The 10,391-nt window shown below is 67.9% G+C and carries 4 protein-coding genes, 2 pseudogenes and 1 riboswitch; of the genes and pseudogenes, 2 read left to right on the top strand and 4 right to left on the bottom strand.

Features of this window, described 5'->3' with window-relative positions:
* Nucleotides 1-5: 5 nt before the first annotated feature.
* Nucleotides 6-166, bottom strand: a riboswitch (cyclic di-AMP (ydaO/yuaA leader).
* A 207-nt stretch (nt 167-373) separates the two neighbouring features.
* From OUO20_RS21390 to OUO20_RS21405, 4 genes and pseudogenes are all read right to left on the bottom strand, one after another.
* A complete protein-coding gene (locus tag OUO20_RS21390; RefSeq protein WP_268002592.1) occupies nt 374-4,582 on the bottom strand; it encodes a glycosyltransferase family 39 protein in 4,209 nt (1,402 codons plus the stop codon).
* Nucleotides 4,579-5,925, bottom strand: coding sequence for a bifunctional glycosyltransferase family 2/GtrA family protein (locus tag OUO20_RS21395; RefSeq protein WP_018771236.1), 1,347 nt, complete (start codon nt 5,923-5,925; stop codon nt 4,579-4,581). The genes OUO20_RS21390 and OUO20_RS21395 overlap by 4 nt, the downstream gene beginning before the upstream one ends.
* 169 nt (nt 5,926-6,094) lie before the next feature.
* Nucleotides 6,095-7,569, bottom strand: a pseudogene (locus OUO20_RS21400) (HAMP domain-containing sensor histidine kinase).
* A 13-nt stretch (nt 7,570-7,582) separates the two neighbouring features.
* On the bottom strand, nt 7,583-8,323 hold the full coding sequence (locus OUO20_RS21405; protein ID WP_018771234.1) for a response regulator transcription factor: 741 nt from the start codon (nt 8,321-8,323) through the stop codon (nt 7,583-7,585).
* Between the two features lie 226 nt (nt 8,324-8,549).
* Here OUO20_RS21405 and OUO20_RS21410 point away from each other — a divergent pair, with 226 nt between their 5' ends.
* Both OUO20_RS21410 and OUO20_RS21415 read left to right on the top strand, forming a co-directional pair.
* Nucleotides 8,550-9,533, top strand: coding sequence for a hypothetical protein (locus OUO20_RS21410; protein ID WP_155845630.1), 984 nt, complete (start codon nt 8,550-8,552; stop codon nt 9,531-9,533).
* Nucleotides 9,534-10,101: 568 nt separating this feature from the next.
* Nucleotides 10,102-10,389: pseudogene (locus OUO20_RS21415) on the top strand (winged helix-turn-helix domain-containing protein); the annotation flags it as partial.
* Nucleotides 10,390-10,391: the final 2 nt, after the last annotated feature.

The following is a 10,391-nucleotide window of genomic DNA, read 5'->3' on the forward strand; positions in this document are numbered from 1 at the left end:
GATTGATCGCCTCTCACACCTGCGGAGTTAGCTGTCGGGTTCGGATGAGGGCATCCGGCCATACGGAAAGATCACGTACTGGCTTAACCCCAAGGGCATTCAATGCCCGGGACGGTGGGTCCCCCGCCTCTGCCGTAGCTCAATCGGAATCCGGGGAAGCGGCAGAGCTTGGCGTCGACCCGGGATATGCGGCCCGAACGGGGGCCGCACCCAATCGACGCTACAGGAAGTGCACGCGAAAGTCACATTTAGGTAACGGAAGTCACGATCCTCAGCGCGTTGATTTGCCGGATTCCCCGTTCGTTACCTCGGTCCCACTGGGGTATGGCCGCTCCATTTCATGAGCGCAGCGCGCAGACCGTTACAGTTTCCGTTACCCAGCCAACAGGTAGACGGTGGTGCCGCCAATGCTCTGCGCCGTGAAGTTGTTCGCCACCCACTGGGCGATCTGGGCGGCAGCGTCCGAACCGGTACTGGCCCGCATGGTTCCGCTTGTGATGAAGTAGTGGATCTTTCCCTGGGACACCAGATCCTGGAACTCCGCCAGGGTAGGGGCGGGATCTGTGCCGTTGAACCCACCCACCGCCATGACCGGCAGTTCCGTTGCCAACTGGTAACCGGCAGCGTTGTTCGAACCCACCACTGCCGCTGCCCAGGTGTAGCCCGAGGCGCCATTCCTGAGTGCTGCCACGAGTTCCGCGGACGGCGTGGGGGCGCCCAAGAGGCCTCCCAAGGCCCCGCCTCCGCGACCACCGGCAGCAGCGGTTCCGCCGGGAAGTGTTCCTCCGGGCGCGCCCTGCTGGCGGGCCGTGTTTCCCTGGGTTGCTGGCTGCCTGGTGCTGCCTGTCCCGGTCCCGCCAAGGCCGGTCCGGCCAGGGCCCGTCCCGCCAGGGCCGAAGCCCGACGACGGCCCGGCGCTGACGATCGCCCCGCTGTGCGTTGTCGACGCCGTGGAAAGGGAGTACGCCAGCGGCCCGGTGAGCGACGCCGCAATGGCGAGCGCCGCCGTCGTCCGCTGCACGGCACGCCAGTGCAGGAACCTGCCGAACGCCACGCCCGCTGCGGCCGCCAAGCCTCCGGAAAGGACCAGCCAACGCAGCCACGCGCCGTAGGCGGAGGTGGTGCCCAGCAGCTGGAAGGCCATCAGGGCGGCCGCGGCCACCGCTGCGGCCAGCAGGAGTGCGGCGGGTGGCTGCTGCCGGTGCTGCCACAGGAGGACCGTGCCCAGCCCCGCAAGCCCGGCGATCCCCGGCGCCAGCGCCACGGCGTAGTAAGGGTGGATGATGCCGGCCATGAAGCTGAAGACCAGGCCCGTCACCAGCACCCACGAGCCCCAGATGATGACGGCGGCGCGGACCGCATCCGTCCGCGGGGCCCGCCGGCCCAACCACAGCAGGCCCGCCGCAAGGATCAGGGCGGACGGCAGCAGCCACGCGATCTGGCCGCCGAACTCGCTGTTGAACATCCGGAGCAGCCCGGGATCTCCCCAGCCGTTGCCGCCGCCCACACTGCCGGTCTCGTCGCCCGTCAGCCGGCCCAGCCCGTTGTAACCCAGCGTGAGCTCCAGGATGGAGTTGGTTTGCGATCCGCCGATGTAGGGACGCAGGCCGGCCGGTGTCAGCTCCACCGCCAGGAGCCACCACCCGGCGGAGGCCACCATGGCCGCTCCCGCCGCGGCCAGCCGGAGCAGGCGCCGCGGGAGCCTGTGCGGGCCTGCCAGCGCGTAGGCGATGGCGAATCCCGGAACCACCAGCAGGACCTGCAGCTGCTTGGCCAGGAAGCCGAAGCCCAGGAACACTCCGGCCAGCAGGAGCCAGCGCAACCGGTCCTCCTGGACTGCACGGAGGACCGCGTAGGCGGCTGCCGTCATGAGCAGCACCAGCAGGGCGTCCGGGTTGTTGAAGCGGAACATCAGCGTGGCAACGGGGGTGAGGGCCAGGACGGCTGCGGCGATCAGTCCTGCGCGGTGCGCCAGCCGTGGATCGGCCGTGGCAGGCGCCGCGGCCCGCCGTACGGCCAGGTAGAGCAGCCAGGCGGTGCCGACGCCCATCAGCGCCTGGGGGACCAGGATGCTCCAGGAACTGAGGCCGAAGATCCGGACGGACAACCCCATGACCCACAACGACGCCGGCGGCTTGTCCACCGTGATGGCGTTGGCGGCGTCGGAGGAGCCGAAAAACCAGGCCGCCCAGTCCTGCGATCCGGCCTGGGCCGCGCCGGAATAGAACGCGTTGGCCCAGCCGGATGCTCCAAGGTTCCACAAGTACAGCACGGCGGCCCCGGCCAGCACCGCTGCCAGTTCCAGCCGCCGCCGGAGCGCCCGCGGGTCCGGCCGGTAGCAGGCCGGGACAGGATGATGCGCGGCGGCAGGAGCGCCGGCAGGGTGTCCGGTGTGGACCGACGCAGTGTGGACGGACGCTGGGTAGTGGCTGGCCATGGAGTCCTTGGTGAGTTGGTACACGGTGGAGTTGCCTACGGTCTGGGCCTGGAAGTTGGCCTGGACCCAGGCGGCCACCTCTGAATTGCCGCGGCCACCCATGCCGCCGCCTCCCATGCCACCGCCTTGGATGAAGTAGCCGATCTCGCCCTTGGCCACCATGTCCTGGAACTGGGCGAGCGTGGGGTAGGGGTCCCCGCCGTTCCAACCGCCCAGGGCAATGACGTTGGTGTTCGTGGCGAGTTCCAGGCTGGCTGCCTGGCTGGCGCCGGAGACGATCGCGGACCACTTCGTGGTGGTGGCCTTCAGGAGTGCCGCCACCGCCGCATCTGCGGATCCTTCGCCCGGGCCCCCGGCGCCGCCGGCGCCCCCGGTACCGCCGGGGCCGGCTGCGCCGTCGAGGCCGCCGAAGGGATCGAGTCCACCCGCGCCGTTGGCAGCGTCAGTGGCGGCCTCCCTGCCGTCAGCCCGTGCGCCGCCGAATCCAGCGGCACGGTTGCCGAAGCCACCCGCGGACGAACCCGCCGGGCCCGACGTCGGAATGGAACCGGAGTGGGCGGAAGCAGCGGTGGCGAGGGTCCACCCCGCTGTCCCAAGACCGCCGGCCAGGAGGGATACGACGACGACGGCGGCCGCACCGGCCCGGCGGAACCGTCCGGAGGCGCCCAGTTTCGAGGTGCCCGGTTTTGAGGTGCCCAGTGCGTCGAGGCGGAGGAGGATTGCGGCGGCGGCGAGGACGCCGAGCACGATGATGGCGACCCGCAGCCAGGGGAGCCACGACGTGTCGCGGCCCAGCAGGACTGCCGACCACACAGAGGTGCCGAGGACGGTCACGGCGAGGACGATCCGGGCCGGCCAGTAGCTGCGGCCACGCCAGAGCTCCACTGCGCCTATGCCCACCAGCGCTGCGATCGCCGGCGCCAGTGCCACGGAGTAGTAGGGGTGGACAATGCCGCTCATGAAGCTGAAGACACCTCCGGTGACCACGAGCCAGCCGCCCCACAGGATCAGGGCCGCGCGGCCCGGGGAGGTGCGTACTTCCCGGCGCGTGAACCAGAGGCCTGCCACCAGCAGGACCAGGGCGGCGGGCAGAAGCCACGAGACCTCACCGCCAAAGCTGGTCCCGAACATCCGCAGCAGCCCGGCCGCCCCGCCGAATCCGGCGTTGCCGCCGCCGAAGCCGCCTCCGGGACCGCCGGCAGCAGCACCCCCGGCCCCGCCGGGCATGCCCTCGCCGGAACCGGTGAGACGGGCCAGTCCGTTGTAGCCGAACGTCAGTTCAAGGAAGCTGTTGGTGCTGGACCCTGCCATGTACGGCCGCTCGGAGGCCGGTGTCAGCTGGAACAGGGCGATGTAGCTGCCGGCAACCACGACGATTCCGCCCAGCGCGCCAAGCAGGTGCACCAGCCGGCGCCTCACCGGCGTGGGTGCGGCCCACAGATAGGCCAGTCCCAGCGCGGGAACAATCAGGAAGCCCTGCAGCATCTTGGTCAGGAATGCCAGGCCAACCACGGCGCCGGCGGCCACCAGCCACTTCCAACCCGCCCTCTCAATGGCGCGGGTGGTGAAGTAGGCAGCAAGCACCAGGCACAGGGTGAGCATGGCGTCCGGGTTGTTGAACTTGAACATGAGCGCAGCCACCGGCGTCAGCGCCAGGGCAGCGCCGGCCAGCAGGCCTGCGGCAGGTCCCGAGACGCGTTTGACGGCCAAGTAGAGGAACCCGACGGCGGCCACCCCCATGAGTGCTTCCGGCACCAGCATGCTCAGTGGTGAAAAACCGAAGATGCGCCCTGCGAGGGCGGGGATCCAGAGTGCTGCCGGCGGCTTGTCCACCGTGATGGCGTTGCCTGCGTCCAGCGAGCCGAAAAGGAACGCCGTCCAGTCCTTGGTGCCGGCCTGGATGGCGGCTGCATAGAAGGAGTTTCCGTAGCCGGTTGCTGCCAGGTTCCACAGATACAGGACCGCCGTGGCTGCCAGGAGCCCCACGGCGGAAGGCCTCACCCAGCGGGGCTGCGCACCGAAGGCGTAGCGGGTCCAGCGGGGTGCGGTATCGGCCGCCCCGGGGGAGGAGGCAGCGTGGCCGGATGGCGACGGCTGCCGGCCGGCGGGTGAGCCGGCGTCCGCCGGCGAAATGGTGGAGGTCATGATGCTGCCGTTTCTGTCGAAGTGGGGGCGTCTTTGGTGGTCCGGTTGCCGTGGTTGCCGCGGAACACCCAGAGCCGGAACAGCAGGAACCGGACCGCCGTGGCTGCCAGGTTCGCCGCCACAACGGTGAGGACTTCCACCCACCGGTCAGGCGTCGTCGTCCGGTGTACAAAGGCGAGTGCTCCGGAGGTGAGCAGCAGGCCGATGCCGAACACGATCAGCCCTTCGAAGTGGTGCCGGACCGGGTTGCCGCCCTGGATGCCGAACGTGAAGCGCCTGTTGGCGCCAGTGTTGGCCACGGCGGTGATCAGCAGTGCAAGGAAGTTGGCCAACTGCGGGTCCATGAATCCCCGGCAGAACACGAAGATCAGGAGGTACGCCAGGGTTGAGGCGGCGCCAATCGCGGCGAACCGGACCAGCTGGCCGAAAAGGCTGCTGCCGCGTGTCTGCTCACCGGACCGCGAGGACGCCGGGATCGGACCCCGTGCCAGGGCTGCGCGCAGTTCCGGGACCGGGATGCGACCGTAGACCAAGTCGCGGGTGAGCCGGGCCATTCCCCTCACGTCGGCCAGTGCTGTGCGTACCACGTCCACGCTGGAATCGGGATCGTCGATCCAGTCAACGGGGACCTCATGGACACGCAGGCCGCAGCGTTCGGCGAGGACCAAAAGCTCGGTGTCGAAGAACCAGGAGTTGTCCACGGTGTAGGGCAGGATCTGCTGGGCGACGTCGGCGCGGATGGCTTTGAACCCGCACTGCGCGTCGCTGAACCGCGCGCCCATGAACGAGTGCAGCATCATGTTGTAGCTGCGTGAGATGAACTCCCGCTTGGGCCCGCGGACGACGCGGGAGTTGCGGGTCAGCCGGGTGCCGATGGCGAGGTCCGAATGCCCGGAAATCAGGGGCGCCAGCAGCGGCGGCAGGGCGGCGAGGTCGGTGGAAAGGTCCACGTCCATGTAGGCCAGCACCGGTGACGGGGAGGCCAGCCACACTTTGCGCAGGGCGTTGCCGCGGCCCTTCTCATCCAGGTGGACCGCCACGAGCTCAGGGAACTCCCGGGCCAGCCGCTCGGCGATCTTCAGGGTTCCATCCGTGCTGGCGTTGTCCGCCACGGTGATCCGGAAGCTGTGTGGAAAGGTATCCAGCAGGTGCCCGTGGAGCCGGCGAAGGCATTCCTCAAGGTCACGTTCCTCGTTGAAAACGGGAATGGTCACGTCAAGGACGGGGACGGTGGTACGGGTGTCCACGGGTGCGCGCCGCGCGGCATGTCCGCGGGAAGGAAGGCCCGCCGGGGCCACCGCGGCGTCCGGCAGGGTTCCTGAAGTGGAGTCGGTGAGCGTCATGGATCAACAGTGGCGCCGCCGGATTTGAGGGCTTTAGGCGCAACCTGTGATGTGCCTGTGTAACTGGCGCTGTGCAACCGGCGCTGTGCAACTGGCGCAGTGCAGTTGGCGCAGTGCAGTTGGCGCGGGCTTGGCCTTCAGTGGCCACCGCCCTGTGCGTGTGTGGCGGTCAGGCGGCGGCGGGTCCGGGCACGGGAAGGCGGACCGCAAACTCGGTCCTGCCTGGCCGGGACACCAGTTCCACCGTGCCTCCGTGGGCCATGACGATGGATTCGACGATGGACAGGCCCAGGCCCGACGAGCCTTCTGAGCCTGAGCGGGCGGCGTCGGCCCGGGTGAAGCGCGAAAAGATGTTGCCCTGGAATTCGGCGGGGATGCCGGGCCCGTCGTCGGTAACCGTCACCACCACGCTCCCATCGGCCGAGCGCATCAACCCGGTGGTTACGGTGGTGCCGGCCGGTGTGTGCTTCCGGGCGTTGGACAGCAGGTTGGCCAGCACCTGGTGCAGCTGGGTGGCATCCCCGCGGACCGTGACGGGCTCGTCGGGCAGCGTCAGCTGCCACGTGTGGTCCGGGGCCATGACCTTTTCATCGCTGACGGTTTCCACCACCAGCTGGGTAAGGTCCACATCGGTGGTTTCGGTTGCCTTGCCCTCATCAAGCCTGGCCAGCAGGAGCAGGTCCTCCACCAGCGCGGTCATGCGCTCGGACTGGCTTTGGACGCGGCCCAGTGACTTCCGGCCGTCCTCGGTAAAGGTCTCGGTCATGCGCATCAGCTCGGTGTACCCGCGGATGGCGGTCAGGGGCGTCCTGAGCTCATGGGAAGCGTCCGCAACGAACTGGCGCACCTTCATCTCGCTGCGCTGCCGGGCTTCCAGGGCGCTGGAGACGTTGTCCAGCATCAGGTTCAGGGCATGGCCCACGCTGCCCACCTCGGTGGTGGGATGCGCTGCGGACGGCGGTACGCGCACGGCAAGCGCCACCTCGCCGGCGTCGAGGGGCAGTTTGGAGACCTTGGTGGCGACGTCGGACAGCTGTTCCAGCGGACGCATGGTCCGGCGGATCAAGGCAGTGCCCGCAAGCCCGATCACGACCAGGCCGCCCAGTGACACCAGCACCATCGTGAGCACCAGCGAGGCCTCGGTGCTTTGTTTCGTTGCCAGCGGCAGGCCGGTGATCACCACGTCGCCGTAAGGGGTGGCCGTGGCCATCAGCCGGTAATCGCCGTTGGACAGCTTGCGGTCCACGGGAAGGCCATTGCGGGGCAACGCCTGCAGGGTGGCCACATCGGCGGAAGTCAGCGCCGTGCGGGTGGCATCGGAAGACAGGAAGCCCGCCTCCCGGCTGACCTGGCCGCCCACCACCCGTGCGTTGAGCGTCCCCACACTCTGGCCCCGGGCATCGAGGGGTCCGGTCGGCCGGACGGGTTGCCCTCCGGCGGCCGTCCGCGGGAGGCCAGCATCAGCTGCGAGTCCAGCTGGTTGGTCAGGACCACATCCATGGAGGCGTAGCTGACCACGCCGATGGCGCTGGAGATGGCCACCAGGAGCGCCATGGAGAGCAGGATCAGGCGGGTGCGGAGGTGCCAGGTGGACGGGTTGAACCAGGACCGGCCGGTGGGCCGGGGGACACCGGAAAGGGACACGCGTTTCCTTTGGCTAGTCTGCGGGCTTGATGACGTAGCCTGCTCCGCGCACGGTGTGGATCATCGGCGGATGGTTGGCTTCGATCTTCTTGCGCAGGTAGGAAATGTACAGTTCCACGATGTTCGCCTGGCCGCCGAAGTCGTAATCCCAGACGTGGTCCAGGATCTGGGCCTTGCTGACCACGCGCTTGGGGTTTTCCATCAGGTACCGGAGGAGCTCGAACTGTGTTGCCGTCAGCTGGATCCCTTCCCCGGCACGGGTGACTTCACGGGTGTCCACATTGAGCACCAGGTCGCCGACCACCAGTTCGGCAGTGTCCATGGCGGCCACGCCGGAACGCTGCACCAGCCGGTGCAGGCGCAGCAGGACTTCCTCCATGCTGAAGGGCTTGGTGACGTAGTCGTCCCCGCCGGCGGCCAGTCCCACAATGCGGTCCTGGACGTCGTCTTTGGCCGTCAGGAAGAGCGCAGGCACCTCCGGCGCAAAGGCGCGGATCCTGCCCAGCAGCTCCACGCCGTCGAACCCCGGCAGCATGACGTCCAGCACCAGGACATCCGGGTGGAAGTCCTTGGCGAGCTTGACGGCAGTGGGACCGTCGGCTGCCACGGCCACAGACCAGCCCGCCATGCGCAGGCCCATGCTCATGAGCTCGGACAGGCTCGGCTCGTCATCCACCACCAGGGCACGGATCGGCGACCCGTCCGGGTGGGTGAGCTGGGGAAGGTTGTTGGTCATGGAGTGCGGGGATGCCATGGGACAACTCTCCGATCTGTCGGTTTGCCGACGCTTTGCCGTTGCTGTGCTCCAGCTGTGAGGTCCAGCCTAGCCACCTGAACCCAACGCAAGCTCTGCCCTGGGGATGCGGCCCCGAAGGTCACAGGCAGGCTTGGCCTGCCGCACAGCCGCCGCACAGCATGGCGGCAGACCCTGTTGGAACAACAGCATCACCACCATCAGTTTCAACTTCTTGGAGAAAGCCATGGATCAGCAAGACGACCGCGCCGTCCCCGGGGCATCGGGGCAACCCGGCTCCTCAGGACGCACGCCCCAGCCGGCTCCAGTCTGGGGCGGGGCAGCCGACGGCACCGACCGGGACGGGGCAGCCACAGGATGGGGTGTCCCCGCAGGCAGTACCAGCGGCCGCGGGGAGCCAGCCCGGTCACCCCAGGGGCAGCCTGTGCAGGGTTGGGGTTCATCCGCTTCCGCTGCGCCTTCCGCAGGCTGGGGTACGACGGCGGCACCTGGCCAGGTGCCAAACGCCGGCGGTGGGTGGGGCGCGCCGCAGCCGTACGCCTCCGGCACGTCTTCCCGTTCCGGGAAAGGAAACTGGACCGCGAAGAAAGGCCTGTTGGTAGGCGGCGTGGCGGTGGTTGTGGGCGCCGCGGCCGGTGCCGGCGCCTACGCTGCCGGAAACGGTGCCACTGCGGCGTCGAACAACGGCCAGGGCACAGGTGCCGCGGGCCAGTTGGGCCCGGGAGGACAAAGCGGCATGACCGGACAGGGCGGCATGATGGGCCCCGGCGGCCAAAGCGGCATGGACGGCGGCATGGGCATGGACGGCGGAATGGGCATGGACGGCGGCCCCAGTGGCCTGGGGATGGGAGCGGCCGGCCTGAACGCTGCCGTCCACTCCGAATACGTGGTCCTCCAGGATTCGAACTACGTGACCATGGCGGGCCAGACAGGCACGGTCACGGAGGTTTCCGCGACCTCCCTGACCGTCAAGAGCGGGGACGGCTTCTCCCGCACCTATGCGGTCGGTTCCGGCGTGCAGGTCACGCAGGGAATGCGGCAGCGGGGCAGTGCATCCACCAGCAGCACGCTCAGCATGTCCAACGTGACCACGGGAGCGGGCGTCCGGGTGACGGCCGTGAAGGATTCGGACACCTACACCGCCCAGACCATCCAGCTGGCAACATCCGGCATGGCAACCACTCCGGGCTCCGGAGCAAGCAGTAACTGACACGCAAAGACGAACGGGGCAAACCATGTGGGGCCGGGCACCCGACGGTCCCGCGGCAAAAAAATTCGGGAAGAGAGGGAATGTCGGCTGGACAGGAGAGGGGCCTGTCCAGCCGATTCTATGTCAAACGGTTGAATTTCAGAGAGATTCGGTCAAATCTGATTCGAGCGAATAATGTTCTCAAAACGGCTAGATAGAAGGCCCTTCATCGGATAAGCATCAAAAATAAATCCCTCTTCCGAAATAGTGATCTACCGCACAATTCTGCGTTTCGTCTCACAATGCGGACGATTTGGTCCATTGTTACTTGCAAGTTGGCATTGTTACGCTGCACACTTCCAATGTGAACAAGAACTCAACAGCACCTGCAGCCGCAGAATATTGGCCCAGCACATCCGCTGCTGCCGACATGCGCTGTTGTCGAATGCACGCCTGACCTTCCCACCCAACGAAGTTCTTAGGCATTCGCCCCCAAGCCCAGCGTCGGGCGCCCATCCCCGGTTCCTGTGACGGGGAAGCCAGCATTCGAGCCGCGAAAACGGCCATTTCACATTGAGGTAAGCATTTCATGTCAGTTGCATCCGGATACGTCCACATCTCAGTCCGTAACGCCGCCAAGGCAGGCCAGCCCTCCGGCCTTCGTCCCGGTTTCGGCCCGCGCCCGGCACTCGCTCCCTCCACTCCCGGAAGCAGCTTCCCCGGCCAGGGTTTCGCCCCGCAGGGATACAACCCCAACTCATACGGGCAGCTCCGCGCCGTACATCCCGCAGACTCCGCGCCGGTGACCGCTCCCACCCCCGTCGTGGCCGGCGCCAACCAGGTCCGCCCTGTCGCCAACGAGAACGTCGCCCGCGGATT

This window comes from Arthrobacter sp. FX8, assembly GCF_026723805.1.
Classification (GTDB): Bacteria; Actinomycetota; Actinomycetes; order Actinomycetales; family Micrococcaceae; genus Arthrobacter.